The sequence below is a fragment of the Microvirga makkahensis genome (genome assembly GCF_009830105.1).
GTDB lineage: Bacteria > Pseudomonadota > Alphaproteobacteria > Rhizobiales > Beijerinckiaceae > Microvirga > Microvirga makkahensis.
In genome coordinates this window covers 89,359-115,865 of record NZ_WURB01000008.1, presented here as the reverse complement: position 1 = coordinate 115,865, position 26,507 = coordinate 89,359, and the positions used below count along the sequence as shown (strand labels likewise).

32 protein-coding genes and 3 pseudogenes are annotated in these 26,507 nt (G+C 62.8%); 13 read left to right on the top strand and 22 right to left on the bottom strand.

Annotated elements, in window-relative coordinates; genetic code table 11:
* The gene (locus GR328_RS13200) at positions 1 to 711 is read right to left on the bottom strand and encodes a Crp/Fnr family transcriptional regulator (protein WP_160884987.1); all 711 of its coding nucleotides are present in this window, start codon (positions 709 to 711) and stop codon (positions 1 to 3) included.
* Between the two features lie 288 nt (positions 712 to 999).
* Here GR328_RS13200 and GR328_RS13195 point away from each other — a divergent pair, with 288 nt between their 5' ends.
* The 5 genes and pseudogenes from GR328_RS13195 to GR328_RS13175 all read left to right on the top strand — a co-directional run.
* Complete coding sequence (locus GR328_RS13195; protein WP_160884986.1) at positions 1,000 to 1,395, top strand: response regulator; 396 nt, start codon at positions 1,000 to 1,002, stop codon at positions 1,393 to 1,395.
* Between the two features lie 67 nt (positions 1,396 to 1,462).
* Entirely contained in the window at positions 1,463 to 2,212 is a 750-nt protein-coding gene (locus tag GR328_RS13190) for a Crp/Fnr family transcriptional regulator (RefSeq protein ID WP_160884985.1), read from the top strand.
* Positions 2,213 to 2,394: 182 nt separating this feature from the next.
* On the top strand, positions 2,395 to 2,586 hold the full coding sequence (locus GR328_RS13185) for a type II toxin-antitoxin system ParD family antitoxin (RefSeq protein ID WP_205789966.1): 192 nt from the start codon (positions 2,395 to 2,397) through the stop codon (positions 2,584 to 2,586).
* Positions 2,567 to 4,177: a sensor histidine kinase gene (locus GR328_RS13180; protein ID WP_160884983.1), complete on the top strand. Its 1,611-nt coding sequence runs from the start codon at positions 2,567 to 2,569 to the stop codon at positions 4,175 to 4,177. The genes GR328_RS13185 and GR328_RS13180 overlap by 20 nt, the downstream gene beginning before the upstream one ends.
* Positions 4,178 to 4,462: 285 nt before the next feature.
* Positions 4,463 to 4,690 (top strand): annotated as a pseudogene (locus GR328_RS13175) (tyrosine-type recombinase/integrase); the annotation flags it as partial.
* A 218-nt stretch (positions 4,691 to 4,908) separates the two neighbouring features.
* On the opposite strand, the gene GR328_RS13170 reads toward GR328_RS13175, so the two are convergent.
* From GR328_RS13170 to GR328_RS13160, 3 genes are all read right to left on the bottom strand, one after another.
* Positions 4,909 to 5,190 (bottom strand): hypothetical protein, encoded by a 282-nt coding sequence (locus GR328_RS13170; protein ID WP_205789964.1) that lies wholly within the window; start codon positions 5,188 to 5,190, stop codon positions 4,909 to 4,911.
* 154 nt (positions 5,191 to 5,344) lie between these two features.
* Positions 5,345 to 5,725, bottom strand: coding sequence for a cupin domain-containing protein (locus tag GR328_RS13165; protein ID WP_160884981.1), 381 nt, complete (start codon positions 5,723 to 5,725; stop codon positions 5,345 to 5,347).
* Positions 5,726 to 5,760: 35 nt separating this feature from the next.
* A complete protein-coding gene (locus GR328_RS13160) occupies positions 5,761 to 6,522 on the bottom strand; it encodes a helix-turn-helix domain-containing protein (protein ID WP_160884980.1) in 762 nt (253 codons plus the stop codon).
* A 219-nt stretch (positions 6,523 to 6,741) separates the two neighbouring features.
* Here GR328_RS13160 and GR328_RS13155 point away from each other — a divergent pair, with 219 nt between their 5' ends.
* Entirely contained in the window at positions 6,742 to 7,461 is a 720-nt protein-coding gene (locus GR328_RS13155; protein WP_160884979.1) for a Crp/Fnr family transcriptional regulator, read from the top strand.
* A 145-nt stretch (positions 7,462 to 7,606) separates the two neighbouring features.
* Here the strand turns inward: GR328_RS13155 and GR328_RS28565 are convergent, their stop codons facing one another.
* Entirely contained in the window at positions 7,607 to 7,732 is a 126-nt protein-coding gene (locus tag GR328_RS28565) for a NepR family anti-sigma factor (RefSeq protein ID WP_160885125.1), read from the bottom strand.
* Between the two features lie 300 nt (positions 7,733 to 8,032).
* Here GR328_RS28565 and GR328_RS13145 point away from each other — a divergent pair, with 300 nt between their 5' ends.
* The 3 genes from GR328_RS13145 to GR328_RS13135 all read left to right on the top strand — a co-directional run bounded on the left by GR328_RS13145 (position 8,033) and on the right by GR328_RS13135 (position 10,865).
* Positions 8,033 to 8,749, top strand: coding sequence for a Crp/Fnr family transcriptional regulator (locus tag GR328_RS13145; RefSeq protein WP_160884978.1), 717 nt, complete (start codon positions 8,033 to 8,035; stop codon positions 8,747 to 8,749).
* A 65-nt stretch (positions 8,750 to 8,814) separates the two neighbouring features.
* Positions 8,815 to 9,684: a Crp/Fnr family transcriptional regulator gene (locus tag GR328_RS13140; RefSeq protein WP_343039380.1), complete on the top strand. Its 870-nt coding sequence runs from the start codon at positions 8,815 to 8,817 to the stop codon at positions 9,682 to 9,684.
* 251 nt (positions 9,685 to 9,935) lie between these two features.
* Positions 9,936 to 10,865, top strand: a complete 930-nt coding sequence (locus tag GR328_RS13135) for an oxidoreductase (protein WP_160884977.1) — start codon at positions 9,936 to 9,938, stop codon at positions 10,863 to 10,865.
* 27 nt (positions 10,866 to 10,892) lie between these two features.
* Here GR328_RS13135 and GR328_RS13130 read toward each other — a convergent pair.
* A pseudogene (locus tag GR328_RS13130) lies at positions 10,893 to 11,634 on the bottom strand (SDR family oxidoreductase).
* A gap of 37 nt (positions 11,635 to 11,671) precedes the next feature.
* Positions 11,672 to 12,448: an SDR family oxidoreductase gene (locus GR328_RS13125; RefSeq protein WP_160884976.1), complete on the bottom strand. Its 777-nt coding sequence runs from the start codon at positions 12,446 to 12,448 to the stop codon at positions 11,672 to 11,674.
* 141 nt (positions 12,449 to 12,589) lie between these two features.
* On the opposite strand from GR328_RS13125, the gene GR328_RS13120 reads away from it, so the two are divergent.
* The 4 genes from GR328_RS13120 (at position 12,590) to GR328_RS13110 (ending at position 13,746) form a co-directional block, all read left to right on the top strand.
* On the top strand, positions 12,590 to 12,769 hold the full coding sequence (locus GR328_RS13120; RefSeq protein WP_160884975.1) for a hypothetical protein: 180 nt from the start codon (positions 12,590 to 12,592) through the stop codon (positions 12,767 to 12,769).
* 159 nt (positions 12,770 to 12,928) lie between these two features.
* Positions 12,929 to 13,138 (top strand): hypothetical protein, encoded by a 210-nt coding sequence (locus GR328_RS13115; protein WP_134498986.1) that lies wholly within the window; start codon positions 12,929 to 12,931, stop codon positions 13,136 to 13,138.
* A 45-nt stretch (positions 13,139 to 13,183) separates the two neighbouring features.
* Positions 13,184 to 13,453 (top strand): hypothetical protein, encoded by a 270-nt coding sequence (locus GR328_RS26675; protein WP_170304123.1) that lies wholly within the window; start codon positions 13,184 to 13,186, stop codon positions 13,451 to 13,453.
* The gene (locus GR328_RS13110; protein ID WP_160884974.1) at positions 13,453 to 13,746 is read left to right on the top strand and encodes a hypothetical protein; all 294 of its coding nucleotides are present in this window, start codon (positions 13,453 to 13,455) and stop codon (positions 13,744 to 13,746) included. The genes GR328_RS26675 and GR328_RS13110 overlap by 1 nt, the downstream gene beginning before the upstream one ends.
* Before the next feature lie 24 nt (positions 13,747 to 13,770).
* On the opposite strand, the gene GR328_RS13105 is transcribed toward GR328_RS13110, so the two are convergent.
* The 15 genes and pseudogenes from GR328_RS13105 to GR328_RS13040 form a co-directional block, all read right to left on the bottom strand.
* Positions 13,771 to 14,361 carry a LemA family protein gene (locus GR328_RS13105; RefSeq protein ID WP_160884973.1) on the bottom strand — a complete coding sequence of 197 codons (591 nt, stop codon included), beginning with the start codon at positions 14,359 to 14,361 and terminating at the stop codon, positions 13,771 to 13,773.
* Between the two features lie 27 nt (positions 14,362 to 14,388).
* On the bottom strand, positions 14,389 to 14,550 hold the full coding sequence (locus GR328_RS13100) for a hypothetical protein (protein WP_160884972.1): 162 nt from the start codon (positions 14,548 to 14,550) through the stop codon (positions 14,389 to 14,391).
* Positions 14,551 to 14,662: 112 nt separating this feature from the next.
* Positions 14,663 to 15,787, bottom strand: a complete 1,125-nt coding sequence (locus GR328_RS13095; RefSeq protein ID WP_246215851.1) for an alpha/beta fold hydrolase — start codon at positions 15,785 to 15,787, stop codon at positions 14,663 to 14,665.
* Positions 15,777 to 16,814 carry an SDR family oxidoreductase gene (locus GR328_RS13090; protein ID WP_160884971.1) on the bottom strand — a complete coding sequence of 346 codons (1,038 nt, stop codon included), beginning with the start codon at positions 16,812 to 16,814 and terminating at the stop codon, positions 15,777 to 15,779. The genes GR328_RS13095 and GR328_RS13090 overlap by 11 nt, the downstream gene beginning before the upstream one ends.
* A gap of 40 nt (positions 16,815 to 16,854) precedes the next feature.
* Positions 16,855 to 17,319, bottom strand: coding sequence for a hypothetical protein (locus tag GR328_RS26670; protein WP_170304122.1), 465 nt, complete (start codon positions 17,317 to 17,319; stop codon positions 16,855 to 16,857).
* A gap of 55 nt (positions 17,320 to 17,374) precedes the next feature.
* Positions 17,375 to 17,698 (bottom strand): annotated as a pseudogene (locus GR328_RS27370) (aminotransferase class V-fold PLP-dependent enzyme).
* A gap of 68 nt (positions 17,699 to 17,766) precedes the next feature.
* Positions 17,767 to 18,348, bottom strand: a complete 582-nt coding sequence (locus GR328_RS28245) for a c-type cytochrome (protein ID WP_343039379.1) — start codon at positions 18,346 to 18,348, stop codon at positions 17,767 to 17,769.
* The gene (locus tag GR328_RS13075) at positions 18,329 to 19,243 is read right to left on the bottom strand and encodes a cytochrome c oxidase assembly protein (RefSeq protein ID WP_160884970.1); all 915 of its coding nucleotides are present in this window, start codon (positions 19,241 to 19,243) and stop codon (positions 18,329 to 18,331) included. The genes GR328_RS28245 and GR328_RS13075 overlap by 20 nt, the downstream gene beginning before the upstream one ends.
* Positions 19,240 to 19,590, bottom strand: coding sequence for a hypothetical protein (locus GR328_RS13070; protein ID WP_160884969.1), 351 nt, complete (start codon positions 19,588 to 19,590; stop codon positions 19,240 to 19,242). The genes GR328_RS13075 and GR328_RS13070 overlap by 4 nt, the downstream gene beginning before the upstream one ends.
* Positions 19,591 to 19,594: 4 nt before the next feature.
* Complete coding sequence (locus tag GR328_RS13065) at positions 19,595 to 20,239, bottom strand: cytochrome c oxidase subunit 3 (RefSeq protein WP_160884968.1); 645 nt, start codon at positions 20,237 to 20,239, stop codon at positions 19,595 to 19,597.
* On the bottom strand, positions 20,236 to 22,170 hold the full coding sequence (gene ctaD, locus GR328_RS13060) for a cytochrome c oxidase subunit I (RefSeq protein WP_160885121.1): 1,935 nt from the start codon (positions 22,168 to 22,170) through the stop codon (positions 20,236 to 20,238). The genes GR328_RS13065 and ctaD overlap by 4 nt, the downstream gene beginning before the upstream one ends.
* A 74-nt stretch (positions 22,171 to 22,244) precedes the next feature.
* Entirely contained in the window at positions 22,245 to 23,249 is a 1,005-nt protein-coding gene (gene coxB / locus GR328_RS13055) for a cytochrome c oxidase subunit II (RefSeq protein ID WP_160884967.1), read from the bottom strand.
* A gap of 7 nt (positions 23,250 to 23,256) precedes the next feature.
* Positions 23,257 to 23,817, bottom strand: coding sequence for a c-type cytochrome (locus tag GR328_RS13050; RefSeq protein WP_160884966.1), 561 nt, complete (start codon positions 23,815 to 23,817; stop codon positions 23,257 to 23,259).
* A complete protein-coding gene (locus GR328_RS13045; RefSeq protein WP_160884965.1) occupies positions 23,814 to 24,638 on the bottom strand; it encodes a substrate-binding domain-containing protein in 825 nt (274 codons plus the stop codon). Before GR328_RS13045 ends, GR328_RS13050 begins: the two co-directional genes overlap by 4 nt.
* A complete protein-coding gene (locus GR328_RS13040; RefSeq protein WP_160884964.1) occupies positions 24,619 to 26,427 on the bottom strand; it encodes a methanol/ethanol family PQQ-dependent dehydrogenase in 1,809 nt (602 codons plus the stop codon). Before GR328_RS13040 ends, GR328_RS13045 begins: the two co-directional genes overlap by 20 nt.
* Positions 26,428 to 26,507: the final 80 nt, after the last annotated feature.

The following is a 26,507-nucleotide window of genomic DNA, read 5'->3' as shown; positions in this document are numbered from 1 at the left end:
TTACGCCTGCTGGATCAGGCGCTCATACTCGGCTTCGGCCATGCCGTAGGCATCATCTGCCAACTCTTCCAACTTCTCTCGGTTGAGCACGATAATGCGCCCGCGCTCCGTGCGGATCATCCCGGCTCCTTCCAGCACATGGGTGGCCGTTGTCACCCCAGGACGGCGCACACCGAGCATGGTGGCGAGGAAATCGTGCGTCAGGCTCAGTTCAAAGCCATCGGTGCGATCATGGGTCATCAGCACCCAGCGGGCCAACCGCGCCTCCACGTTCAGGCTGGCGTTGGCGAAGGCGGTTTGGCCGGTCTGGATCGTCAGGTAGTACAAATAGCGCCCAAGCAGACCAGACAACGACGGGCTCTGCTGCACGGCTGATCGCAGAGCATCCGCGCTGATCCGCAAGCCTTGTCCATCGGCCTGACACATCATCGCGTGCGGGCTGCGCTCCGCTCCGAAGGCAGCCGCAACATTGGTCATACCCTCGCGACCCGCCATTCCGATCTCAATCCGGTCATGGGGCATCTTCGCAAGGAGTGAGAGAATACCTTCCTCGACGAAGTGGGCGTGCTGGATCGGCTCACCGGCCTCGATCACCATCTGGCGCAGGGTGAGGTCCATCGGCTCAAGATGAGGCTGAAGCAGGGCGAAGTCGTCGGGCGAGAGCGCCTTGAGCAGGCGATTGCGAACAGCAGATTGTTGAGGCTGAGACATGCTCTGCTCCCATACTGGGGCGGGAGCACGGTCGTGTCTCTCAGCCGCCTGCGCCCGAATAAATCGGCAGGCGATCCTCAGAACATGGGGTCTGATTGGGCCAAAGGAAGGGTAACAGCCCGCTTGGGCGACGAAACGTCCCGATGGAGAAGCCGCTGAAGAAGCTCAGCAGTGCAGGCAATGTCCGGTTTCGGACCCTTCACCCGCTCAACGGCATCATCGGTTAAGAACTCGGACCTGAAGAAGTCCTCTTATCAATACTCCGACCCTGACCGGTAATCCGTGACGATGTTTACCCAATCCCAGTTCTGCTGCCTTGTGGCCGAAGATCAGGCTCTGATTGGCATGGCGCTCGAAGCCACCCTGGAAGATGCAGGCGTTGCCGTGGCGGGACCGTTCCCCTCTTGCCGGGACGCTCTCGCTTGGGTGGAGGACCATACGCCCGAGTTCGCCATTGTCGACTACAAGCTCAAGGATGGCCCCTGCACTGAGCTTGCCAGGGCGCTCCTCGCCCGAAACGTGCCCGTCATCATCTATTCCGGCTATCCCCACGGAGACGATCTCCCAGCGGAGTTCCGCGGGCTCCCATGGCTGGAGAAGCCCACCGCCCGCGCCGATCTTCTCGCGGCTGTCGCCCAGGTGGTGCCCTCGATCTCAGAGCGCGTCCCGCACCCTCTGCCGTAATAACCCTCCATCCTCGCCTTTGAAGGCCAGAACAAGAAGCCGGCATCCCCGCCGGAGGTGAGACCCGATGCCTCAATCCCTGATCCGCAAGCTCGAACACATTGCTCCACTCTCCAGCGAGGAGAAGCAGGTGCTGATCGAGGCTGTTGCCCGTACCCGAGATCTGCGCCCAGATGAGGATCTGATCCGGGAGGGGGAGCAGCCCACTGACTGCCATGTCATCCTGGAAGGCATGCTGTGCCGCTACAAGCTCCTGCGCGAGGGCAAGCGGCAGATCACCGGCTTCCAGATCGCAGGCGATCTCGTCGACCTCTGTGGCCTGCTGATGGGGCGCATGGACCACAGCGTCGGAACCCTGACCCCGGCAAAGGTGGGCGTCATCCCACACCAGATCCTGCGCCGGATCATGGAGGGCCACCCGCGCCTGGCGCAGGCGCTCTGGCAGGAGACGCTGATCGACGCCTCGATCACCCGCGAGTGGGTCGCCAACCTGGGGCGGCGCGCGGCCTATCAGCGTTTGGCGCATCTCCTGTGCGAGATGGGCGTGAGGCTGAATGCGGTCGGTCGAAGGACCGATGGTGCAAGCTTCGAGTGGCTGATGACCCAGTCCGAAGTGGCGGATGCCATGGGGCTGTCGACGGTCCATGTGAACCGCATCTTGCAGCAGCTTCGTGCCGAGGGATTGATCGTCACGCAGGGCAATGAAATCCGGGTTCTGGACTGGGATCGCCTTCAGCAGGCGGGCGAATTTTCCCCGGACTACCTGTTCCTCGGTCCTAACCTTGGAGACGGGGAAAGACGACAGCCGATCATCTAGGCTCATCTTCGTTTCCGTTCGCCTGGGGCGGCCGTGCTGGGGAGTTCGCGCGACGACGCCTATTCTCCAGCTCATCCAGGCCAGGACGGTCACATTCCGTCCCCTGCGCCGCACGCCGGCTGCCCGGGCGGCATGTGTGACACAGCTTGACACTCTTTCTCTTCCCCCCTAGCTGGCAGGTTATGCCAGTCCGCAGAACCATGAATGTTTCCATCACCCCAGAGCTGGAACAGTTCGTTGCAGCCCAGGTGGCCACGGGGCAGTATCAGAGCGCAAGCGAGGTGGTCCGCGCGGCTCTCAGGCTGCTGGTGCGGGAAGAGAATACCCAGAGCAGCCCCCGCCGAGCGCCTGGCCATGCACGACAGAAGTCCTGAGTCGTCGGACCAGAACGCCCTGCTTCAGCGTCTTGAGACCCTGGAGAAGGAAAACCAGGCCCTGCGGGCTCAACTGAAGGCGCTACGGACCGAAAGCGATGCCACCGCGGCTTCCGTTGCGCAGCAGGTGCGAGAGGACGTCACCTCGGTCGCCTCGGAGCATGCCCAGAGGCTGGCAAGCGCCAGTTCCCGCATCAGGGAACTCAAGCAGACCCGGAACTCACTGCGAGCCAGTGAGGGCTGGCTCCGGGCCATTCTTGAGAGCGCGACGGATTACGCCATCATCACGCTCGACCTGGATGGTCTCATCACGAGCTGGAACAGCGGAGCCCGGAACATCCTCGGCTGGGACGAGGGTGAGGTGCTGGGGCGGGATGGCGCCTTCATCTTCACGTCCGAGGATCGGGAAGCGGGTGTGCCGCAGATGGAGATGCAGAAGGCTCTTGCGGAGGGACGCGCCCTCGACGAGCGCTGGCACCTGAGGCAGGACGGGACCCGCTTCTGGGCCAGCGGCATGCTCATGCCCTTCATGGATGGCGCGTTGCTCGGCTATCTCAAGATCCTGCGGGACCGCACGGAAGAGCGGCAGAGCGGACAGCATCTACGCGAGAGCGAAGAGCGCCTGGAGCTTATGGCCAACGCCGTGCCGCAGATCATCTGGATCACGGATGCTGAAGGACGCCATGAGTTCTTCAACCGGCAATGGTCTCTTTACACAGGCGCCGCTCCGACTGCGACGGATGCGTCCCAGGTCGCAGCAGACTTCGTGCATCCCGATGACCAAGCCGCCACGATGGCCGCATTCGAGGAAGCCAAGCGCACGGGCGGCATCTTCGAGGTCGAGCATCGCATCCGCTCGAAGGATGGGGAGTATCGGTGGTTCCTGGTCCGAGCGGAGCCCTATCGTGACCCCCAGACTGGCAGCATCGCCCGCTGGTTTGGTGTCTCCATCGACATCCATGACCGTCGGTTGGCGCAAGACCACCAGCGCCTTCTGATCAACGAGCTGAACCACCGGGTGAAGAACACGCTGGCGACCGTGCAGTCCGTCGCCACCCAGACCTTGCGCAATGCTCCATCGGCTGAGGCGGCCAGGGAGGCGATTGAAGCCCGTCTGATTGCCCTCTCGCGGGCTCACGATGTGCTGACGCGCGAGAACTGGGAGGGCGCGCACCTTCGTGAGATCGTCCAGCAGGCCATCGAGCCTTACCGATGGTACGGCGATGGTCGCTTCGACATCCGAGGGGCTGACATCAGGCTATCGCCACGCGTGGCGCTGGCGGTTTCCATGGCGCTCCAGGAGCTGGTGACGAATGCGGTGAAGTACGGCGCGCTGTCGAATGACACGGGCCGGGTACTGATTGCGTGGAGGCTGACGGGCCAGGCGGACAAGCCGTCCTTGGAGCTGTGCTGGGAGGAGATGGGGGGACCGCCTGTTCAGGAGCCGAGCCGGCGGGGCTTTGGGACGAAGCTGATCGAGCGCAGCCTGGCACAGGAGCTGGACGGCAAGGTGGAGATCAGGTTTGAGCCTGGTGGTGTGGTCTGCACGATTGTGACGCCGCTCGCAGTCGGGACCGAATTCGATTGGTGATTGTGCGGCTCGGAGCGCTCGCCAAGCTCGTTCCGGAAGGCCGTTCACCTCATCCTGCAAGCCGTTGATCACCCATTGTAAGGGAGGTGCGGTCTCGCTCTGTGATTGGCGGCATGCAGATCGAACTCCTGCATGTGAACCGGCACGGTGTGTGACCCTCTATCGGCGAGCAAGCATGATCTCAGGCAAAACCTGAAAAGCGGTAAAAGCACAGTGACTTGGCTCGTCAGAGGAAGGGATCAGCCGTGCGAGCCTAATGAGGGGTCAAGTGCCGCACCGATGCACAAGTACGCTCGCCTGCTGGGATCTTGGCTCGGTGCCATAGGCCTCGATCCCTTGGCCTACGGCACTCACTCCCTGCGGCGAACCAAAGCCTCGATGATCTATCGGAGAACCGGCAACCTCCGAGCCGTCCAGCTTCTGCTCGGCCACACCAAGATCGAGAGCACTGTTCGGTATCTTGGGATCGATGTCGACGATGCCCTCCTGATTGCGGAACAGGTTGAGATCTAAACGCCTGAGGCGGCTCCCCAACGAGCCGCCTCAGAGTTCATCGAGGATCACGGATGCAACGTCCGGACCTGAGGCTTAAGCAGCCGCAAGGCAAACGACTGGCGCGTGCCAGAAGCTGCCGTTCCACCCGGTACACAAGCTCGGTATGGCGCTTACCCCTGTGCCTTGGCTGGCGATGTTGAGCTTGCCCGCAGACGAGCCTGAGTCGATCCGATTTCTTACCCGTTTGCCTGTCGCAAAGAGTAGACGTTGTCCAGTCGTGCTTGGACCCATGGGCCCGCTTCTTCAAACGTCTTGAACACGACCAGAGATTTGGCTGCGTCGCACCGGCCGAAGCCTGCCTCCAGGTGCCACCATCCCTTCAGCTTGGGATCATGAGCGTCTCCGTCCAGACGGGCCAGCACGGCCGTCAACTCGCCGTCCGCCAGCACAAGCTGACCCTGCGTGTCATGGCCGTCGATAAGAATGGGAATGGCTTGGAACGTAATCATCTTGGGCACAGCTACGCCTTGGTTGGGGCGTGAGCATGGTCCTGCGGACACCCAGGGGAAAGAGTATCCTTTGTACGATACCGAACAGAGCGGAAGTAAGGCCGTTATGTACGATTTCGACCAAAAGGTCATCGTGTCACACCTGGCAGGCTCGGACGGCATCTCAGGTCAGGGGCAAAGCCCGCTCACTCTCTGCGGCTCCGCCTTCAGCGGGCTTTCCCACCATGATCCTCCACGTCCTGAACTTCGGGCTCACCTCCTCGAACTGGTGCCAGGCGCCGGCAGGCACCATCATCACATCGCCTGCGGTAAACTCTATCCGGGCTCCGTCCCGGCAACGCAGGACGCCGTAGCCTGAGATGATGACATAGACGATGTCCGCCTCAGTGCCCTCGGCTATCGCTTCCAGTCCATCAGTGCCTCGGATGGTAACAGCAAGATGCGAGCGGGTGAGCACCTGGGTGATCCCGTGCCCCTTCGTCAGCCCTGCGAGCTCGGCATCGGCTGTCAGGTTCCGTGGCTGACCGGGGTCTGTGGGGAGCATCAGCCGTAACCTTACGCAATCGGCACGGCAGGCCGTCAGACCAGATCGCCTGCACGATCAGCGACATTGTCCCGCTGGTCATGAGCCCGGTCGAGATGGAGGTAGTTCGGGTTGAAGCCTGCGATCTCCTTCAGGCGCTCGGGATCAAGAATCGTCAGGGTCTTGTTCTTGAGGCTGATCAGATTCTCGTCCCTCAGCTTACCCAGCATGCGGCTGACGTGCATGGGAGTGAGCCCCGTCGCATCGGCAAGGTCAGCCTGGGTGATCGGAAACTCCAGGGTCTCATCCGTGGTCATCCCCACCATGCGGTAGCGCACCAGCATTTCGTAGAGGAGATGGGCTATGCGTTCATAGGCATCCCGCCGGCCATGATCGACGACGCGCTCACGCAGCACCGCCAGGTCGGTGAGCGTGCCCCACCAGAGCGCTTGGGCAATGCGGCCCTGGCCGCTGAGCAACTCCTTCATCTGCTCGCCAGAGATCAAAGCCACCCTCGCTGGCGACATCGCCGCAACCGAATGGTCCATTTCCTTGAGGATGAAGATTTCCGCATCGCACAGGTCGCCTGGCACGAGAAAGGCCATGATCTGGCGTTCGCCATTTGGCAGCAGCTTGTAGCGCGAAGCCAGACCTGAGAGCACGACGTGGCAGTCAGGCGAGTGATCGCCTTCCCGGAGGATGTCCTCGCCAGGTGCGTATTGCCGCTGCCGCTCCGAGATCAGCCTGTCGAGCATCTGCCGCTCCTCATGCGAGAAACGGGTGAACTGCTCCATCTTCATGGTCCAGGGGTTCGCCACGGTTGAGCCTCTCACGATGCCGCACAGGAAGGCTGGCCTTGGACCAATGCGTCAGGCGAGGTTTCGGTCCGCTTTCTTGGTCGAATTCGTACAGAACCGATCCATGTTGTTGGCGGCGTCTCTGTTCGGCCTCATACCGGGTCGCATCACCAGCACAGTTTCCTCTGGGCGCCGGTGACTGGGAGACCTCGTGTGCTCTTGCCCTGAACGGGAAGAGCCATGACCGCCTCTCCATCCACTGTTCGCAATCGGCTCCTCCGGGCCATGGCACCGGACGACTTTGCTCGTCTGAAGCCTCACCTTGAGCCGGTGACCTTAGGCGTGAAGCAGGTGCTGGTCGAGGCAAACGAGCCCATTGAGTACGTCCACTTCCTGGAGGCGGGGCTGGCATCCGTGGTGGCCATCAGCCCTGACAATGAGCGCCTGGAGGTCGGGCACATCGGTCGCGAGGGAATGACGGGCGAGCCCATCCTCCTCACGGTCGATCACACTCCTCACCAGACCTTCATTCAGGTGGCTGGATCAGGCTTGCGGATGCGGGCCGAGGACCTTTCGGCCGCCATGGAGGCCAGCCCCTCGCTCAAGGCTATCTTGCTGCGCTGGGTGCAGGTGTTGATGATCCAGACTGCTCAATCAGCCCTGGCGAACGGTCGCTACGCCATTCAGGAGCGCCTCGCCCGCTGGCTCCTCATGTGCCATGACCGTCTGGACGGCGATGACCTGCCCCTCACGCACGAGTTCCTGTCCCTGATGCTGGGGGTCAGGCGTTCAGGAGTGACGGAGGCCCTTCATGTTCTGGAAGGCGTGAAGATCGTCAGAACCAGCCGTGGCCGCATCCACCTTCTCGACCGTGCCCGGCTCGCAGAGATCGCGGGCGACTGTTACGGCCTCCCAGAGGCTGAATACGCCAGGCTCATCGGGTTGCCGCTGAACAACTAGGCCGAATGGCTTTGCTGTGCTTCAGTGCGGCCGCGCATTGACGGTCCGGCACGGGAGCGCCGGCCGTCTACAGAAGTATTCCTGAAATGCGATAGGTATGCTCCGGACGCTCACGGCGCCCGCTCCCGGTGGGAAGGGTTGCCCCTCATTCCCCCTCTGGGTGGCCCTGATCCAGTCGAGCGATGAGATCAAGGAACTGCTCCGGAAGCGGTTCCTGCACGAGATCATTATACATTGTTCGCAGATTGGAAGCGATGTGGCGCTGGGCCATAGGACCGAGGACTGGGCTAGTCTCTTCACCGGGTCGGATGAACGGAAAGGGCTCGAAAGGGGGGCCGCGATCTTCAGTAATCGACATACGCTGCCCCATCATCAGCCGCTCTGCACCAACACCCAACGTCAGAGCTGAGCCGAAGTTGCCGGCAAATGTACGGTACCGCACATTTGCCGCACGCCGCCTGCCGCCGACCTCCTTGCTTGAACTGGCGCCATCCGCCTGTATATCCGCTCCTGCTGACCACCTGGGCAGCCAGAACCACAACCTTCGCCTTGCTCTGAACTCCTTGCCCTCATGCCTGATCTGACCCAGTCCTCTGTTCGCAATCGGCTGCTGGCGAAGCTGTGCCCCGAGGACTTTGACCTCCTCAAGCCGCATCTTGAGCCTGTGACCCTCAACCGGGGTGATGTGCTGATCACGCCCAACCAGCCGATTGAGTACGTCTACTTCCTTGAGGCAGGCATCACCTCGATCATCGCGAACACCGCAGGCGGGCGCCGGATCGAGATCGGCCTCACCGGGCGTGATGGTCTGGCGGGCACCCCTGTTCTTCTCGGGGTCGACAGCACCCCGCACGAGACCTTCATGCAGATCGGAGGGTCAGGGCTGAGGATCGAGACGGAGCGCCTGCGGCAGGCGATCCGGCAGAGTTCCTCGCTGCATTCCCTGCTGCTTCGGTATGTTCAGGCCTTTACCATTCAGACATCGCACACGGCTTTGTCCAACGGCAGCCACAGGATCGAGGAGCGTCTCGCCCGCTGGCTTCTGATGTGCCACGACCGCATGGATGGGGATGACCTGGCCCTCACGCACGAGTTCATCGCGCTGATGCTGGGAGTGCGCCGGGCCAGTGTGACGGAGGCGCTCAACATCCTCGAAGAGCGGGAGATCATCCAAACCAATCGGGGCAATATCGTCGTTCTGGATCGCCTTGGTCTGGAGGAAACAGCCGGGGACAGCTATGGCGTGCCAGAGGCGGAATATGAACGTCTCATTGGTTCGTTCCGCTAGGCTAGCCCAGCAGCGTCAGGCTTTAGCCTATCCGTTGCCTGACCCGAGCGGCGGTACCCTCGTAGGTGGCTGAGCATGAGGGTGTTGGCACCAGGAAGCCGGGGCTTGGGTTCGAAAATCCCTGGCGGACAAGGTCATGTCAGTCGCTCTCGTCTTCCTGCGCGTGGTCCGCTAAGCTGAGGAGTATTGGCAACCGTCCTTCGCAGGAGCCCGTCCTGAGCGCCGCTTTTATCCGTAAGCTTGAGCAGTACGATCATCTCTCAAACTCGGAACGAGAAGTTCTTGAGAGAGCTGTCGTCAGGCAAAGAGCGATAGGAAAGGGGGAGGAACTGGTCCGAGAAGGTGACCGCCCCTCCGAGAGTATCTTCCTCATCACGGGCTTTGCTGCGCGCTACAACGTCCTGCGCAATGGGAAACGCCAGATCACGGCCCTTCACGTGCCGGGCGACTTCGTGGACCTCCACAGCTTTCTGGTGAAGGTGATGGACCACGCCGTCATGGCGGTCACGCCTTGCACGATCGGCATGGTTCCCCACGAGGCACTCCGCGAGATCACCGAAACCCACCCCCATCTGACCCGGTTGCTGGGGGTGAGCATTGCCGTCGATGCTGCCATCCACCGTCAGTGGCTCGTGAGCATGGGGCGGCGCTCGGCCCTTGAGCATACCGCTCACCTGCTCTGCGAGCTTCTCCTACGTCTTCGGGCTGTCGGATTGACCACAGATGATAGCTTTCAGCTCCCCCTGACCCAGGCCGAGCTGGGCGACACCCTTGGCCTCTCAACCGTTCACGTGAACCGGGTTATCCAGGAACTTCGGAAGGAAGAAGTGATCACCTGGCATGGTGACACCGTGGTCATCAAGGATTGGCCACGCCTGCAAGGGATCGCCGAGTTCGACCCAACCTTCCTGAGCCTGAAAGCTGAGCCACGATAACGGGACACCATGGGATGCAGCGCCAACGGTATTCCGCGTCATCCCAGCATCTGGCCAAACACCGGAAGGTCCGAAACGGGTCATCCAACGAAGTACACGTAGTCTCTCAAAGGTCCGCTGACTGCCTACCCTCGGACATCCGCGCATTTCGAGCTACTGGATCAGGACCAATCTAGCCTTTGACGCGTCGCGCGGAGAACACCTGCCTCACATGCCGCGTTGACGGGGCTTGGAGAAAGGCAGGCTCAACCATGGCCACTCGCAAGTGGACGGCAGCTGATATTCCACCCCAGACCGAGCGGCTTGCCGTCGTGACCGGATCCACCAGCGGCCTCGGCTTTGAAGCGGCGCTGGCGCTTGCCGGCGCGGGCGCCCGGGTTGTGCTTGCTGCCCGCGACGAGACCAAGGCGCAGCAGGCAATGGCCTCAATCCGGCAGGTCCATGCCAGCGCCCGGCTGGAGTTTCGCCAACTGGACACTGCGAGCCTCACCTCGGTTCGGGAGTTCGCCGCGCGCTGGCACAACGGGGGGCACCCCATCGACATCCTGCTCCTGAACGCCGGCATCTCCGCCGTCCCGCAGCGGGAGGAATCCGACGATGGCTTCGAGCGCCAGCTTGCAACCAACTACCTGGGCCACTTCGCCCTAACGGGGCTGCTGCTCCCGAACGTCCGGCGGGACGCGTCCTCGCGCATCGTCCCAGTCGCCAGCATCGCCCACCGACGGGCCCGGCTCCACCTTGACGATCTGCAGCTGGGGCGCTCCTACAAACCGATGGATGCCTACGGGCAGTCGAAGCTCGCCATGCTGATGTTCGGCCTGGAGCTCGACCGCAGGCTCAACGCCGCCGGCTCGCCGGTCCGGTCCATCCCGGCGCATCCCGGGGTGGCAAGCACGGACATCACCCGTCGCGGCGACCGGGCCGGCCCGATCCAGCGGTTTCTCGGACAGGCTGTCTTCGGGGTCATCGGCCAGTCCGCGGCTCAGGGCGCCTTGCCGCTGCTGTTTGCGGCGACATCGCTGGAGGCAAAGGGCGGGAGCTACTATGGCCCGGATGGATTCCGGGAAATGCGCGGCTACCCGACTGACGCCGAGATCGCACCGCATGCCCTGGATCGACAAGCGGCCGAACGGCTCTGGTCGGCCTCCGAGGAACTGACCAACGTGACGTACCAGTTCTGATCGGCGTGGGCGTTGCAGGAGCGGCAATCACGAGATGGCCGTCGGGCGCAGAACGATCTCGTTCACGTCCACCTCCGCAGGCTGGCTGATCGCAAAGGCGATGGCCTGGGCCACCGACAACGCCGGGATGGCCATCTCGTGCTGCTCCCGTGTAGCCGCCGCTGCGGCCTCATCTGTGACGCTGCCGGGCAGGTCCGTGGCAGTGGGGCCCGGCGAGATGATCGTGCTGCGGATGTTGTAGGGGGTCGCTTCCTGGCGCAGCCCTTCGGAAATCGCCCGTACGGCAAACTTGGTTGCGGAATACACGGCCATGGTCGGCCGGACCCGCAGACCCGCAGTCGAGGCGATGTTGATGATGTGGCCGCCCTGCTGGCGCTGCATGATTGGGAGCGCGGCCGCGATGCCATAGAGCACGCCCTTCAGGTTGATGTCGATCATGCGCTCCCAGTCCTCAACCCTGGTCTGGTCGAGCCGGGACAGGGGGCATAAGCCCTGCATTGTTGACCATGACGTCGAGCCGTCCGAAGGCCGTCTCGGCCGTCCTGACCAGCGCCTCCACCTGCTCACGCCGGGCCACGTCGGTCGCGGCGATCTCAGCCCTGCCGCCTTCGGCCCGGATCTCGGCGGCAACCGCCTCCAGCCGCTCCAGACGCCGTGCTCCGAGCACCACCTGCGCACCCATGCCGGCCAAGAGCCGGGCCGTGGCCTCGCCGATGCCGCTGCTGGCCCCAGTGATGACAACAACCTTGCCTGCGATGTTCGGGGTCATGGGCGCCTCTCCAGCCGGTGACGGCTCGCCTCCCGTCTCACGCGCCCTGCCCCCAGTTCATCTCAAGGCCCCCATCGATGGTGAAGCTCTGGCCGGTCACGTAGTCCGCATCTTCGGAGACGAGATAAAGGGCCAGCTTGGCAATCTCCCATGGTTCGCCCGGCCGGCTCCAAGGAATGTTCGGCATCTCCTCCCGTCTTTTGTCCGGGTCATCGGTGCGCTGGATCGTCATGGGCGTCCTGATCAGCCCTGGAGCGATGGCGTTTACGTTGATGCGCTCGGGCGCCAGTTCGAGGGCAAGGCTGCGGGTGAAGGTCAGGAGACCGCCCTTGGCGGCCCCATACGCCGCATTCATCGGGCTTGGGATGGTATCGTGCACGGACGTGATGTTGACGATCTTTCCACCGGGGCCCGCAGCCTTGCGGCGGCGGATGAACTCGCGACAGCAGAAGAACGGACCATAAAGGTCTGTCTTGATCACCTTGTCGAATTCCTCTGTCTTCGTATCAGAGACTGGCGAGCCGTCAGAGCCCATGCCGGCATTGTTGACGAGGATGTCCGGCGTGCCGAGTTCCCGCTCGACCGCCTCGAACAGGGCTGCCACGCTGGTCTCGTCACGCACATCGACTTGCAGGACGAGTGCGCGGCGCCCTGCGGCTTCCACCCGCCTGCGGGTCTCCTGGGCTCCTTCCTCATCGGTATGGAACGTGACGGCAACATGAGCCCCCTCCCTGGCGAACTCCTCGGCCATGGCTTGGCCCATGCCTGAGTCAGACCCTGTGATCACAGCAATCTTGTTCTGGAGCTTGGGCATGAGATTGTCCCGTGAGGTGAGGCGTTCACCGGAGAAGCAGCCCACGCCGGAGTTGTTCCCGCTCAGTGCAAGCCGGCACGCGGAACATCGCGATCCCATCGAAGTTGGCTCAGTCCGATCACAGCAACGTGGAGCAGCCAGATGGCACAGAACGCAGGCGCCAATCAGGGTGGGGTCAACAAGACCCAGGACAAGAGCGCAGACAGCAAGCGTCGGCAGGAGGATCAAACCGGAGACGGAAACACGGAAGCCAAGCCGCTGGATCCCGGGACTGGGACGGACGGCCGGGCACCGAGCGATATGACCGGCGGCCGGAGCTAGGACACATTCAACATTCGTTGATCACTGCAGAGACAAGGAATTGCCATGGCCAAGAAAGCTCGCATGAGACCGTCGTGGAAGAAGGCAAAGCGGATCAAGAGCCAGCCATCGGGATCGCGTGCGGAGAAAGTCACCCAGAAGCGCAGCTAGAGGCAGACCATGACCACTCGGAACCACAATAACCGCAGCGAGAAGCAGAAGGGCCACGTGCCCGACCGGAGCGACGAGGCTGTTCCGAAAGGCCACAGCAAGGACGCCGGCCACCATCCGCATCATGGCGATGGCGGCGGTGGCGTTCCCAAGACGCAGGGCCAGGGACAGGCGAACGAGGGCGTGGACAACCGCAAGCAGAACCGCGGTCATGGTTAGCAACCATTCCAGTGGCCTGACCACCCGAAGCTATGGAGGCTTCCGATGCCAGATCCAGACGACCCGAACCCCAATCCCTCTCCTGCTGAGGAACAACAAGAGCCTGCACAAACCGGGGGTGACGTTCCGAACCTTGGACCAACCTCGGATCCGTCCGGACGCGACTTCGGCGACTCTGCCGGCTATGGCAGCGGCGGCTCGACACGCGACTACCAGGAGGTGGTCGGCGAGAACCCGGTGACCGCCGGCAGGCCCAATCCGCTCGACGCTGTCATCCCGCCGGAGCCGCAGGGATCGGACAAGGAAGGGGCTTGATGTTCACCTTGGAGATTGGCGGTCGGCCTGTCGCCGTCCTGAACCTCCCGACCGTCGCCGACGCGGAGGAGCTGCTGGGGGACAAGGAGTTCCGGAACGATCTCACCGCCCTGCAGTCCGAGGGCCGTCCCCTCTGGGATGGGCAGGCGGCAATGAGCCTGCGCGAGGCCACCGCCGACGAACGGGCCGAGTTCGAGAACTCCGCGGCAGATGAAGAGGACGACGACGGAGGCTTTGTCATGTTCCTCGTGGACGTCGCCGATCCAAATGCCCCAAACGGCCCTGATGAGTGAGTGCCACGAGGCGGCTGTTGCGACCTATGGCGGTGAGTGCGTCGACGGACGCTCCAGCTGAGCCTGGGCGAAGGCGGTCAGAGGTTTCGCGTCCGGATTGAGCATCGCTGCAATCCAGCTGTCCGGGAACCCGCGGAGCTCCTCGTTGTGAGCCCGCACCGCGCTGATGAGGTCGCTGCGCGCGACCACAAGCCGGTCCTCCAACCTCTGAAACTCAGCCAGCTGCGTCACGAAACGCGTGTCGCCGGTCAGTTCAGGATAGCGCTCAGTGGCTTCGTCCAACATGCCGAGAGCGGCAGTGAGGCGACGCTGTGCCTCCTCGTAGTGCCGGAACCGCTCCGGTTCGGCGATGAACCCATCGGCGTTCAGGATCGCCACGACCTCATCGCGAGCGGCCATGACCTCGTCGAGCACCTCGCGCTCGGCGGGAGCCTGCCTTCGCACGGCCTCGACCAGCGGCAGCACCTGGTCGGCTCGCTGGCGGTAGAGACTCTGTACCTCACTCCAGGCCTGCTGCGCCCGCTCTCGCAGAGCGGGAACATCGCCATGATCACAGGCGGCCACGCTGAACATCAGGCCGAGAGCAAGGCTCCATCGTCCCAAGCCCGTGAGCAATATCTCCTCCTGCCGTGCAGGGGCCGATTACTCGTCGATGTCGTCCGGCACCGAGCGGTCGCTCACCTTGTCGGGACGCGGCACCTTCTGGTTACCGACCTGTGCCATTCCCGGAGCAGCCTTCCCAGGCTCCGTGTCGTCGGATTTCGGCTCGGGTTGCGACTGCGTCTGCTGCTTGTCCTGGGTCATCGCGGAAATCCTCGTTTGCTCCCTCTACGTGGCAGACGAATTGTTGTTCCCCATGACCAGATTGCCTTGTCCTGATCCCTGCGGTCATTGTCATCATTGTAGCTGCAGCCCCTCACAGCTTGCAGGCCCAATCCAGGATTTTCGGCCAGAGCTGTTCGTGCGCGGCACGCGCTACCAAGGGGCCAACATGCTGCAGCATTGGCCCACGGTCACCCTGGTATTCGAGAACCTGGAGGGACAGGTTCGGAGCAGCCCCCAGGCCCTTGAGCAGCGAGCGGGGCGGCACGATGCGGCCCACAGGATTGATCACGGCTATGACAGGCGAGCGCAGGTTCGCAACTCCGGCCTGCCGATCCCCAACCTGGAGGGTGCCATCAAGGAACTGGTCCTCCCGGTAGAGACGCTCAAGCGTCTCCTCAAAGAGCCGTCCCGGAAGCGAAAACTCATCATAGGTCCAGCGTTCCACGCGCCCGTGGATCGCGAGGGCCTGCGGATCGGACAAGCTCGCAGCGAGGTCCGCGATGCGCTGCCCTTGAAAAGCATCCGGTGCAGCTGCAACACTGAGCGCGTTGATCACGGAACCCGGGATGGGACTACCTGCCATTCTGCGGATCATGCGGGCATGGGGGATCATCGCAACAGCCCGCGCCAGCGGTCCCCCGTCAGCACCAAAAGCCAGAGGCGCATCCACGAGAACCAAACCGCCGACACGCGCAGGGTGCAGGCTGGCAAAGATCGCTGCAAATGTGCCGCCGAGGGAGTGTCCGGCCAGGATGGGAGCCCCGCAGCCTGTCTCAGAGTGAATGGCGCGATGTGCCTCCCTGATCAGCCTATCGGCGTACTCGGCCAGGCCGAACTCATCCTCCTGCTGCGTGGGGGTGAGCCATTCAAGCAGATACACCCGGAGGTTTTGTTCGAGGCATCGGCGCAATACACTCACCGGAGGCAGGAGGTCCCAGATGTAGGCCCGCTTGAACGGGGCGGGAACCACAAGGAGCACAGGCCCTCGCCCCTCGCCTTGATCCTGATAGGCCCTCACTCTGGCCCCCTGAAACTCAGCCGCAACGCGATAGGGCCTCTCCTGCGGTTCAAGGCCGAGGGCGTCGAGGCCTCGCCCGATCTGCCGTCGCATCTCATCCATCCAGTCGGTCACAGGATCCACTCCCCGCCTGCTCTGGCCCAGTTGCGGGACGGGATCCTTGTTCTGCCGTTCCGCCCGGTTGTCATCAGGAGGCATGCGGGTGCCTCGTTGCGGCACCCGCCGGCGTCATCCTGCGCCCCTGCCGGCTGAGGCCCCAAACTCCTGCCAGGAGCGCCGAGGCTCCGGCGATCCCGGCCAGTGCGGCAAGACTAACATTCCTGGTGCGTCTGCGCTCGGGGAGACCCCACCCGCCGCGAACGCCGATACCCTCGCGGACTGGCTCGAACAGCGTACCGTCGAACGCCTCCGCAGGAGGTCCGGCCTCCAGGAGGAACTTGCGCGCTATACGGCCCATGATCCGTCCGGTCTCCTCAGGCGCAAAAGCATAGGGCGCCGCCAGGGCGTGATGGATGCCCACGTGGAGCGCGCGGCGGGGCCGCAGAGCCAAGCGCACCATGGCCTCCGCCAGGCGCTCCGGACTGAGTACAGGCGGCACGGGACGCAGCGCCCGTCCGGTGTAGTTGGCAGAGTGAATGTTGGTCGGGGTATCGACGAAGCTGGGATAGAGGCCGCAGACCTCGATGTCGCTCTCTGCTGCAAGCTCGTAGCGCAACGCCTCGGTGAAGCCCTTCACCCCGAACTTGCTCGCGCTGTAGGCGGCCGCAAACGGTATGGGAAGGCGCCCACCAATCGAGGCAATGTTGATGATTACTCCCTGCCCACCTCTGGACAGCATGTGTGGCAGAGCCGCGTGCGTGCCGTTCATTACTCCCATCAGATTGACCTCGACCAGCCGGTTCTGCGCCTCAATCGAGATGCCGGCAAACGGACCCCAGAGGCTCAGGCCCGCGTTGTTGATCCAGACATTGATGCCACCGAGCCTATCAACGGCGACCTGCGCCAGCGCACACATCTGGGCCGGATCCGTTACATCTGCGGGCACTGCGATGGCCCGCACGCCCATCGCCTCACAATCACGGGCCGCTTGCCTGAGCGGTTCCTCGCGGCGAGCCGCCAGGACCAGGTTCGCTCCACGATGTGCAAAGGCGTGCGCCGCTGCCAGTCCCATGCCGCTGGAGGCACCGGTAATCACGACGGTCTTGTTGCGCAGGCTGTTCACCATTGCCGGGCTCCTTCGGATCTGGCCGAGGTTCTGATGTCGTTCACCAGACGCGGTGTCGCTGATCAATGAACCCGGATCGCTGAAACCGGGCTTTCATCAGCACCCTCACCCTCTTGCGATGCAGGACACCCTGACAGTCTTCGACCCTGCTCGCTGCATTCAGAAGCAAGGGCGCCAGGGACAGCCCCAGGAGAATGCGCCGGTCCCTTGGCGGAATGCCCGGGATCAGAAGCGTCAGCGCCGCCGAGCAGGCCGCGTGGAGGTTAGCGAACCGCAGATGATCACGAAAGCTCATCGCGGGAATGAAGGCAGGAGGATAGTCCGTGCTTAGTAGTGCACTGCCCTGAATGGCTGCATCTGCCGCAATCAATGCCGCAGCCCGGCGGTTCCGACGGAACATCCACACCACCAGGGCAACTGTTGTCGGGAAGACCAGCATGTCGATGCGGCGATGGGTCTGCGGAGAAATCGGCTTCGGCATATGAGCAGCCATGGCATTGTCCACCTTGGGCCCTCCTGCCAACGAGAGCGCCACGGTCTCGTTCCTAGCCGCTGTCCTATCAAGCGGCCCTTACCGAGGGCGCCTGCTCCAGGCGAGAGGCGGTACCGTAGAAAAAGCCCACGCTGGAGGGGCCACCCATCTTGTGCTCGGAGCCCGCGTAGTAGTCGCAGCCGATGTCGCGCACGTCGACAGGCATGTGCGGCGTGGCCTGGGCGCCATCCACGAGCACCGGGACGCCACGGGCATGAGCCAGTCAGGTCATGTGCTTGATCGGGAAGATGGTCCCTGTGACATTGGACACATAGGTAATCGCCAGCATGCGGACACGCTCAGTCAGCATGGCCTCGAAACCTGTCAGGTCGAGATCGCCATCGGCTGTCATGGGCACGACCGGACGGCGACCTCGTCAAATCAGCCTCGGTGGTACTCCGGCAGCATTTGCTGATGATGTCAACGCAGCGTGTAGAGATAGGCTGCGACATGCCGGGCCTCAGCGCGGGAGATGCCTGTAATCGGCATAGCGGTCATCGGATCAATTGAACGAGGGTTCTCGATCCACTGGATCAAGGTCTCCGGAGAATTGGTGGCGACGCCACCAATATAGACGCGAGCTGCAAAACCCTGGAGAGTGGGGCCAACCTTGCCCTGAGCCCGCGGAACGCCAGGAATGGTATGGCAGCCGGCACAGCCATAGCGCTGCATGAGTTCTCGGCCGAAATCCGGATCGCCGGCGGTCAGCGCAATGGCGCGGGCTCGCGCGTCCTGCATGAACTTGAATTGATAGCCGGCATAGATCCCCACCCCCAGAAGCAGGACGAAAGCAAGTGCGATGGCGACCGATCTCCGTCGCAGCCTGATTGGCCCAAGCATACGAATATCTGCCACGTGCGCCCGGGGATCGAAGTCGTGCCGGAGGACTGGCCTGGACTGGCCGGCATGCCCCCCGCTTCTCAGACCCAAGACGATGCCGGTCAAGCGCAAAAGCAGCACGGCGGCTACGGGAATAAGAGCTCTACCGCGCTGCAGTGGCATGATGCCCTCCCCTGAACCGCGAGGAGCTTGAGCTGGCGATCCAGAGCCCAGCGAGAATGAGAGCCGCCCCGGCATAGACGAGTCCCGCCGGGATCCACATGAAGAGGCCGGCAAGCTGCTGGTCTTCCAGGGGCGTCAGCCCCCACTCGGCGGCCTGGGATGTCTGGGTCGGATAGATGGGCCGCCGAAAGAAGGCGAGCAGGATGCCCAGAAAGCCCGTATGGAGCGAGGTGACGAACAGGTAAAAGATGGCCGCGCCATAAGCCCGTTCCCCTTCGCGCCCCTGCAATAGAGCACGCCAGAACAGAAGAGCCGTGACGAAGAAGCTGAGATGCTGGAGCCAATGGATCCAGGGATCGGCCAGGGCTGCCTCATAGAACGCGGGAGCGTGCCAGATCCAGAGCGCGCCTCCGTGCACCAAGGTTGCGACGGGGGGATAAGTGAGCCAATTCCAGGATCGTGCGACAGCGGGTGTCTGCCCGATGCCACCGGCCCGGCGTCGCATGGCCGCCGAGAGAGCCCAGAGCATGGCGACGGGGCGGCCCACGACGAGGAGCGGGGCGGCCAGAGCCATGAGGATTTCATGCTCGATCATATGCGCGACGAACAGGCGCTCACCGAGCCAGTGAAGGGGTGTGACCAGGGCGAAGACGAGAAGCCCCCATCCGCAAGCGAAACAGATCGCCTGCCAGAGCTTGACGCCGCGTCCGATCCCGGCCCGGCGCCAAAGCCTTGCAAGACCCGTCAGGTAGAGGCCGCCAGAAAGCGCGAGAGGAAGGACGACCCAGGGATCCCAAGTCCATGTGGTGCCGATTTCGAACCAGTGCACATGGCCTGAATGAGCCTGCGCCTCACTGGCGGCAAGGAGTGCGAGAAGGATTGCCGCCGCCCTCATCGCTCGCACCCATGGAAAACGAGGCCCGCCATGCCGTGAAGCAGGATGATGATTGTGAACAGGGCCGCAATGGCGATGCCGATCAGCGCCATGAAATGGTGCGGCCGACCAGCCCCTGTCGAGTCCGGCGGGGGCGTCAGTGGAGCGGTGGCGTAGCCGCGCCAAGAGAGAAAGCCGCCGAAGAGGCTTAAGGCTGCCATGATGAGAGCAAAGATGGGGACGAGCGGCACCTGATGGGCGCAGACCCATGGTACGGCGGCGTAGTTGAATTGCGTGTCGATCAGCCAGGCGACAGGCCCGGCGTAGATACCGGCAGATGGAACGCCTCTTGTGAGCCATGCCGCCATGATCTCACCACCACCTCGGGAACCAATAGATGATCACGTAGATCGGCAGCCAGGAGGCCACGACGAAGTACCAGTAGAACGCATTGTCACCCACGTCCGAGAAGCGCTTGCCGTGGCCGTGCCGCGTGAACATGAGGACAGCAAGAACGATGGTGTCGACAACGTCGGTCAGGAGATGCGCGGTATGAAGCCCGAGGAGCAGCCAGACGATGGAGCCATAAGCATTGTGGTCCCACTTCACGTGCGTGGTCCCAAGCTCCATCGTACGTAATCCCAGGAGAGCGACGCCGATCAAACTCATGATGACGAGATCCCGGCGAACCTTCCTGAGGTCTTCCCGCTCGCCGTTCCGCTTGGCGAGGTAATTGGGATAGAGGCTGCCCAGCATGAGAACCGTATGCAGGCTCGACCAGAAGAGGTCCGGAGCCGGTGCGCTGAGCGGCCAGGTGCCATTGACGAAGACGAGATAGAAGTAAGCGCCGACGGCCAGAACGAAGCCCATGCCCTCAACGGCGCAGAACCCTAGGGTGCCCCACCAGATAGGGCTGCGCGGTCCGTAGGAATAGCTCGGCATCTGCCGGGCGTTCAGCACGATCCGGTGCGGAAGCAGACCTGATGGCACCTGAGGATCAGGGGACCCTGCCGTCATCGCTCGTCCTCCGTGCTGGTCTTCGGCCAGAACCATCCGATCAGGGCCAAAGCCAGCGGGATGCTGCCCCAGACCACGGCCCAAGGCGTGAAGATCGACCCAACGAAGGTGATTGTCGTCGCCACTGCCGTCAGGAAGGGCCAGATCGACGGCTCAGGCGAGGACTCGCGAAGATCTGCCCGTCCATGGGTGATCGTGGAGACGATCTGCTCGCGGTTCTCGACGCTCAGCCCCGCCACCACGGGCAAGCTGTCACGGTTGGCCCAGAGCGGTTCCCGGTTCGTGACGACGGGGACGCGATCAAAGTTTTGCGGCAGCGGCGGGGATGCCGCTGCCCATTCGAGGGTTCCGGCATTCCAGGGATTGGGTTCCGCGACGGGGCCGCGACGGGCGCTTGAGATGATATTGTATAGGAAGAGGACGAAGCTGGCGAAGAACAGGACCGCACCAATGGTCGAGATCAGGTTGAGGCTTCCCCAGCCCATTTCCGGCAGATAGGTGTAGACCCGCCGGGGCATGCCCATGAGGCCCGTGATGTGCATGGGGAAGAACGTCACGTTGAACCCAATGAAGGCGAGCCAGAAATGCCACTTGCCCAACCGCTCGCTCATCATGCGGCCGGCAAATTTCGGGAACCAATAATAGATTGCGCCGAGAAGCGGGAACACGTTGCCGCCGATGAGCACATAATGGAAATGGGCAACGACGAAGAACGTGTCGTGCACCTGGGTATCAAGCGGCACGGAGGCGAGCATGATGCCCGAGAGGCCTCCCGCCACGAAGATGAAGAAGAATCCGATCACGAAGAGAAGCGGCGTGCGGAAAACGGGCCGCCCATCCCAAAGCGTCGCGATCCAACAGAAGATCTGAATGCCGTTCGGGATCGCGATGAGCATACTCGACGCAGTGAAGAAGCTGGCGCCCAACTGCGGCAGGCCCGTGGTGAACATGTGATGCACCCAAAGCCCGAACGACAGGAAGCCGGTTGCGATGAGAGAGAGCACGAGGGCGATGTAGCCAAAGGCTTGGCGCCTTGCGAAGGTGACCACGATTGCGGACACCCATCCGGTAGCCGGCAGGAAGATGATGTAGACTTCCGGGTGGCCGAAGAACCAGAACAGGTGCTGGTAAAGCAGCGCATCCCCGCCTTCCGCCGGATTGAAGAAGTGAGTGCCTACCAGTCTGTCCAGGATCAGCATGGCAGACGCGGTGACGACGGCCGGCAGAGCAAAGACAATCACGAAGGAGTTGACCAGTTCAGCCCAGACGAAGAGCGGGATCCGGTCGAGTGTCATCCCAGGAGCGCGCATCTTGAAAACGGTGACGATCACCGAGATCGCGACCGCGATGCCGGCCACCTCCGTGAACGTGATCATCTGCGCCCAGAAGTCGACACGTTTGCCCGGTGAGAACTCCGGCCCGGCGAGAGGCACGTACGAGAACCAGCCTGTATCGGGCCCGATGTTCAACATAAAGGCGACCCAGATCATGATGCCGCCGAACAGATAGACATAATAGGAGAAGGCATTCAGGCGCGGAAACGCGATGTTGCGAGCCCCGACCATGAGCGGCACGAGATAGACCGCAAACGCCTCCCCGATCGGCACGCCGAAGAGGAACATCATCGTCGTGCCATGCATGGTGAAGAGCTGATTGTAGAGATCCGGGCTGATCAGCTTGCTCTCGGGCTGAGCCAGTTGCAGGCGCATGGCCACCGCCGACAGGCCGCCGAGGAAGAGGAAAATGATGGCCGTGATGATGTAGCGGCGGCCGATGATCTTGTGATCGACTGTCGAGAGTGCGCCGATCAGGCCCTTCTCGGTCCCCCAGGTCTTGGCAAGACGTGCTGAGAGCTCCGGCCCATCCACCTGATCGTCACGCAGTTCATCCGGGCTCGGCGGGGCATCCGCCTCGCTCTGAACGCCCGGCAGGCCGCCGCGCTCGCCGGTGGCCAATCGGGTGACCTCGGGAACGGCATCGAATTCATGGGACGTGAGGGCCCGGGTCACTTCAACCCCTCCAGATAGCTTGCAAGAGGTTGAACCTCATCGGGTTCGAGCTGGATTGTCGGCATGTTCACGCCGGGCTTGACGCCATGCGGATCGACGATCCACGCGGCGATGTTGCCTCGGGTCGTCTCCAGGGTTCCGGCCGCGATATAGCGGCGGCTGCCCACATGGGTGAGGTCGGGCGCGATCTTGCCGCCCGCATCCGTGCCGCGGATCTGGTGGCACATGATGCAGGGTTTTGACATGAAAATCTCCATGCCCCGCTGGCGCTCCTCGTCACCAGGAGGAATGGCCGAGGATATCTGCTGCTCACGCCAGCGCTCAAAGTCCTCCCTGCTCTCGGCAACGACAATGAGGCCCATATGGGCATGCTGGAGCCCGCAATACTCGGCGCATTGCCCGCGATAGATACCCGGGCGGTCAGCCTGAATCTGGATCTGGTTCTGCCGGCCGGTGATGGCATCCATCTTGCCGGTGAGGCTCGGGACCCAGAAGGAGTGGATCACGTCGGAGGATTCGAGCTTGATCAGCACCGGCTCGCCCACCGGGATGTGGATCTCGTTCGCGGTGGTGAAGACCCGGTTCGGCTGGGAATCCTCGTACGTGATCTTCCACCACCATTGCTGCCCCGTGACCAGCAGCGTCAGAGCTCCATCCTTATGAGCAAACAGCACCTTCTGGGCCGCGTAGCTCAATCCGGTCAAGGAAATGACTGTCAGGAGCGTCAGACCGATGGCAACGGAAATCGTGATGGTCATGCGCCGCTCGGTTGTGGGGTTCGTCGCGAGCGGGTCCGCATCCTCGGGGCGTCTCCTGCGCAACGCCAGGAGAAGAGCGATCATGGTCAGGACCCACACTGTGGCAAGCACTGAGACGAAGATCCAGAACATGTGGGCGAGCGTGCTTGCCGCAGGTCCCCGGGCATTGAGAACCGACTGCCAATGCTGACATCCTCCGAGAGGCAGGCACAGGAGCAGGAGAGCAGGTGCGATCCTTCTCATCCGCACCTCACTGTGGCATCTGCGCAGCAGGCGGGATCTGACCGCCATCCATCACTTCGCCCGGTGGCCTGCGCTGCTCAGCAGGGCCAGGGTGCATGTCGTCGTTGCGGCCAGGCGCTGCCGGTTTCGGCACGTTTCGTCCCATGGAACGGACATACGCCGCGATTTGCCAGATCTGGTCATCCGGCACCTTGCCCCGAAAGGACGGCATGCCGTTCGGGCGGCCCTCCCGGATCGTCTGCACGATGTTCTCGATCTGCCCGCCATAGATCCAACGGTCGTCCAAAAGCGGCGGCCCGGAATCACCGCCGCCATGGGCGTGACAGCCGTTGCAGTTGAACCAGATGTAGAGCCTCTTGCCCTGAGCAATGTGATAGGCGTTTTCCTCGTATTGCTGGCCCAGGCCCGACCGCTGCTCCGTCGGCCCACTAGGGCCTGCAGACAGGGGCGATAGCGCAATCTTTTCCTCTGTCTCAGAGGTGACGGGATTGGCACGGTATTCACGATCTTCCCGCTCACAGGCGGCAAGGGCTAGCACGGACAGAGACAGGATCAGAAGCTGTCTCATGGCACGCGTCCCGCTCGCTTCAGGTTGTTGTCGAGACGAGGAACGCCGAAGGCCGCAAGGATGGCATCCACGTCCCCGCGCCGCCGGGCGAGTGCCGCATCCACCTCCTGGCGCATAGCCTCATCCTCCTTGCGCACGGCCATGGAAATATCGAACACCATCGGTAGCTGCGGCCCGTCAAAGATCGGCCGGACGGGTGTCACCTTGAGCGGCACGCCCTCACGCTGGGCAAAGTAGCCGGCGAGAGGCCCCCAGACGATGGCCACGTCAATCTCGCCTTTCGCCAGCGACTCGATAATCCGGGCCGGCGGATTCGGATCGTTGTAGTCGCCATAGATCATGTAGCCGCGCACGTTCTCGATGATGCCACGGCGGGAGAGCGCATGGGCTGGAGGCGTGTTCGAGCCATCGTCGCCGATAAGGTGAACGCCGATCTTCGCCTGACGGAGAACCGGGTCGTTGAGGGACTGAACTTCAGGACCGCCGGTCCTGGTCACGAAGACATAGGACGAGCGGTAATAAGGCGCCGTCGTACGCACGCCTTCAAGATTAGCGGGCAGACCCGTCACCAGATCGCAGGCTTCGGCCTTGAGGGTGTTGCGCAGAAAACCGCGGCGCTGCGCCCACCAAGTATAGCGAACCTCAGCGCCGAGTTCCTCCGCTATCAGCGAAGCGAGCTTGTTCTCGAACCCTTCCCCAGCTTCGTTGGAAAACGGCAGGTTGTTGGGATCGGCGCAGACGCGAAGCTCGCGGGCTTGGACAGCACCGACGAGCAGCATAGAGCCTGCGAGAACAATCCACTTAAGGAAGCTTGAACACATAGAGCGTTCCTCCCTTGGTGGTGACGTTCTTCAGCTCCCGCATGGCATTGACGAAGCCCTTGGCGGCCGTGCCGTCGCGCGGGTCGAGATCGGCAGAAACAATAGAGCCCGCCCAGCCGCCAACGCCCGAAAGAATGGCGACGTACTGCTTGCCGTCAGGGCCGCGATAGGTGGTCGGCTGGCCGATGATGCCGGAATCAACCTTGAACTGCCACAACACCTCGCCCGAGCGGGCGTGAACGGCTTTGAACCAGCCATCCATGGTGCCGTAGAAGACGACGTCGCCTGCGGTCGCAAGCGCGCCGCTCCAGAGGGGAAAGCGCTCGTTGATGGTCCAGAGTTCCTTGCCCTCCCTGATGTCCCAAGCGGTGAACTCACCCATATGGCCGCCCGGGCCCGGCATCATCCGCACCTCGGCGCCGATATAGGGCGTTCCGGCGATGTAGTTCGGCTCCACGCTCTCCCAGTCCATGCACATGTTCATGTGGGGGATATAAAGAAGGCCGGTCTTGTGCGAGAAGGCGCTCGGGTTCCAATCCTTCGCACCGGGCGCGGTCGGGCAGATGTCGCGGATCACGCGATTGTTCACGGGTTCCTTTTCAGGATTGGTCTGAAGCCGACCTGTCTTGAGATCGACGCCTGTCACCGAGGTCAGCGCGTGGAAGGGCTTCGCGGAGAGCACCTCTCCGTTGGTACGGTCGATCACGTAGACGAAACCCGTGCGCCCCGGGTGCACCATCACCTTCCTGGGCTGCCCTTCCCACTCCATGTCAAGCAGGATCATCTCGTTGACATTGTCCCAGTCGTGAAGATCGTGAGGAGAGGTCTGGTAGAACCACCGCGCCTCGCCTGTATCCGCGTCACGGGCGAAGATGCCGGCAGTCCATTTGTTGTCGCCGGGGCGCTGATTGGGGTTCCAAGGACCCGGATTGCCGGTGCCGTGATAGAGCAGGTTCAGGTCGGGATCATAGGACAGCCAACCCCAGACCGTGCCGCCACCCTGCTGCCAGGCATCCGCCGGCCAAGTGGTGACGCCCAGATCCTTGCCCTTGTCGCTGTCGTAAAACGGCTTGAAAGTAGGGCCGATCTTCACGTCCTGATCGGGCCCGGTGTTGTAGGCCTTCCAGACGCTCTTACCGTCCTCAGCATTGAGCGCTTCAATCCAACCCCTGACTCCGTATTCGCCGCCCGAAATGCCGACAAATACCTTGTCCCTGACGATAAGGGGCGCCATCGTCATGGTCTCGCCCCGATTGATGTCGCCGAGCTTGGTCTTCCAAACCTCCTCGCCGGTGTCCGCATTCACCGCAACCACATGAGCGTCGAGCGTTGTGAAGTAGATCCGCCCATTCGCGAAGGTGGGGCCGCGGTTAACCACATCGCAGCACGCCACCCCTTGTGCAGCCGCGGCCGGCTTCGGGTTGTACTGCCACTTCATCGGGGCGCCGGGCTGGGTCAGGTCCAGGGCGTAGAGGATGTTCGGATAGGGCGAGAGCACGTACATCGTGCTGCCGACAACGAGCGGCGCCGATTCCTGCCCCCGGTTCACGCCCGTCGAGAAGGTGAAGGCGACCTGGAGGTTCCTCACGGTCTCGGTGTTGATCTCGGACAGATCGCTATAGCGGGTATTGGCAAAGTTCTTCTGCGGGATCACCCACTGGCCATCTTCAGGCCCGGTGACAAAGGGGGGTGCGGCAGGCTGAGGTGGTGTCGGCTGAGCAAAGATCGGAAGAGCGGGCTGAAGGATCAGCGAGAGGGTCAGGCCAAGGGCAAGGCGGGCTCCACCCAAGATGAGTTCTCCCGAACGCGAGGGTATACCGCGTCAGCTGCGGCTCGACTCCAACAGCTGAGCTTTAACAATGTTCCCGA

What these genes read in the sequence shown, in the direction of transcription:
- GR328_RS13200 (WP_160884987.1), bottom strand. Translation starts at nt 711, where the DNA reads ATGTCTCAGCCTCAACAATCTGCTGTTCGCAATCGCCTGCTCAAGGCG.
- GR328_RS13195 (WP_160884986.1), top strand. Translation starts at nt 1,000, where the DNA reads ATGTTTACCCAATCCCAGTTCTGCTGCCTTGTGGCCGAAGATCAGGCT.
- GR328_RS13190 (WP_160884985.1), top strand. Translation starts at nt 1,463, where the DNA reads ATGCCTCAATCCCTGATCCGCAAGCTCGAACACATTGCTCCACTCTCC.
- GR328_RS13185 (WP_205789966.1), top strand. Translation starts at nt 2,395, where the DNA reads ATGCCAGTCCGCAGAACCATGAATGTTTCCATCACCCCAGAGCTGGAA.
- GR328_RS13180 (WP_160884983.1), top strand. Translation starts at nt 2,567, where the DNA reads ATGCACGACAGAAGTCCTGAGTCGTCGGACCAGAACGCCCTGCTTCAG.
- GR328_RS13165 (WP_160884981.1), bottom strand. Translation starts at nt 5,725, where the DNA reads ATGCTCCCCACAGACCCCGGTCAGCCACGGAACCTGACAGCCGATGCC.
- GR328_RS13155 (WP_160884979.1), top strand. Translation starts at nt 6,742, where the DNA reads ATGACCGCCTCTCCATCCACTGTTCGCAATCGGCTCCTCCGGGCCATG.
- GR328_RS28565 (WP_160885125.1), bottom strand. Translation starts at nt 7,732, where the DNA reads ATGGCCCAGCGCCACATCGCTTCCAATCTGCGAACAATGTATAATGAT.
- GR328_RS13145 (WP_160884978.1), top strand. Translation starts at nt 8,033, where the DNA reads ATGCCTGATCTGACCCAGTCCTCTGTTCGCAATCGGCTGCTGGCGAAG.
- GR328_RS13135 (WP_160884977.1), top strand. Translation starts at nt 9,936, where the DNA reads ATGGCCACTCGCAAGTGGACGGCAGCTGATATTCCACCCCAGACCGAG.
- GR328_RS13125 (WP_160884976.1), bottom strand. Translation starts at nt 12,448, where the DNA reads ATGCCCAAGCTCCAGAACAAGATTGCTGTGATCACAGGGTCTGACTCA.
- GR328_RS13120 (WP_160884975.1), top strand. Translation starts at nt 12,590, where the DNA reads ATGGCACAGAACGCAGGCGCCAATCAGGGTGGGGTCAACAAGACCCAG.
- GR328_RS13115 (WP_134498986.1), top strand. Translation starts at nt 12,929, where the DNA reads ATGACCACTCGGAACCACAATAACCGCAGCGAGAAGCAGAAGGGCCAC.
- GR328_RS26675 (WP_170304123.1), top strand. Translation starts at nt 13,184, where the DNA reads ATGCCAGATCCAGACGACCCGAACCCCAATCCCTCTCCTGCTGAGGAA.
- GR328_RS13110 (WP_160884974.1), top strand. Translation starts at nt 13,453, where the DNA reads ATGTTCACCTTGGAGATTGGCGGTCGGCCTGTCGCCGTCCTGAACCTC.
- GR328_RS13100 (WP_160884972.1), bottom strand. Translation starts at nt 14,550, where the DNA reads ATGACCCAGGACAAGCAGCAGACGCAGTCGCAACCCGAGCCGAAATCC.
- GR328_RS13095 (WP_246215851.1), bottom strand. Translation starts at nt 15,787, where the DNA reads ATGCCTCCTGATGACAACCGGGCGGAACGGCAGAACAAGGATCCCGTC.
- GR328_RS13090 (WP_160884971.1), bottom strand. Translation starts at nt 16,814, where the DNA reads ATGGTGAACAGCCTGCGCAACAAGACCGTCGTGATTACCGGTGCCTCC.
- GR328_RS28245 (WP_343039379.1), bottom strand. Translation starts at nt 18,348, where the DNA reads ATGCCACTGCAGCGCGGTAGAGCTCTTATTCCCGTAGCCGCCGTGCTG.
- GR328_RS13075 (WP_160884970.1), bottom strand. Translation starts at nt 19,243, where the DNA reads ATGAGGGCGGCGGCAATCCTTCTCGCACTCCTTGCCGCCAGTGAGGCG.
- GR328_RS13070 (WP_160884969.1), bottom strand. Translation starts at nt 19,590, where the DNA reads ATGGCGGCATGGCTCACAAGAGGCGTTCCATCTGCCGGTATCTACGCC.
- GR328_RS13065 (WP_160884968.1), bottom strand. Translation starts at nt 20,239, where the DNA reads ATGACGGCAGGGTCCCCTGATCCTCAGGTGCCATCAGGTCTGCTTCCG.
- coxB (WP_160884967.1), bottom strand. Translation starts at nt 23,249, where the DNA reads ATGAGAAGGATCGCACCTGCTCTCCTGCTCCTGTGCCTGCCTCTCGGA.
- GR328_RS13050 (WP_160884966.1), bottom strand. Translation starts at nt 23,817, where the DNA reads ATGAGACAGCTTCTGATCCTGTCTCTGTCCGTGCTAGCCCTTGCCGCC.
- GR328_RS13045 (WP_160884965.1), bottom strand. Translation starts at nt 24,638, where the DNA reads ATGTGTTCAAGCTTCCTTAAGTGGATTGTTCTCGCAGGCTCTATGCTG.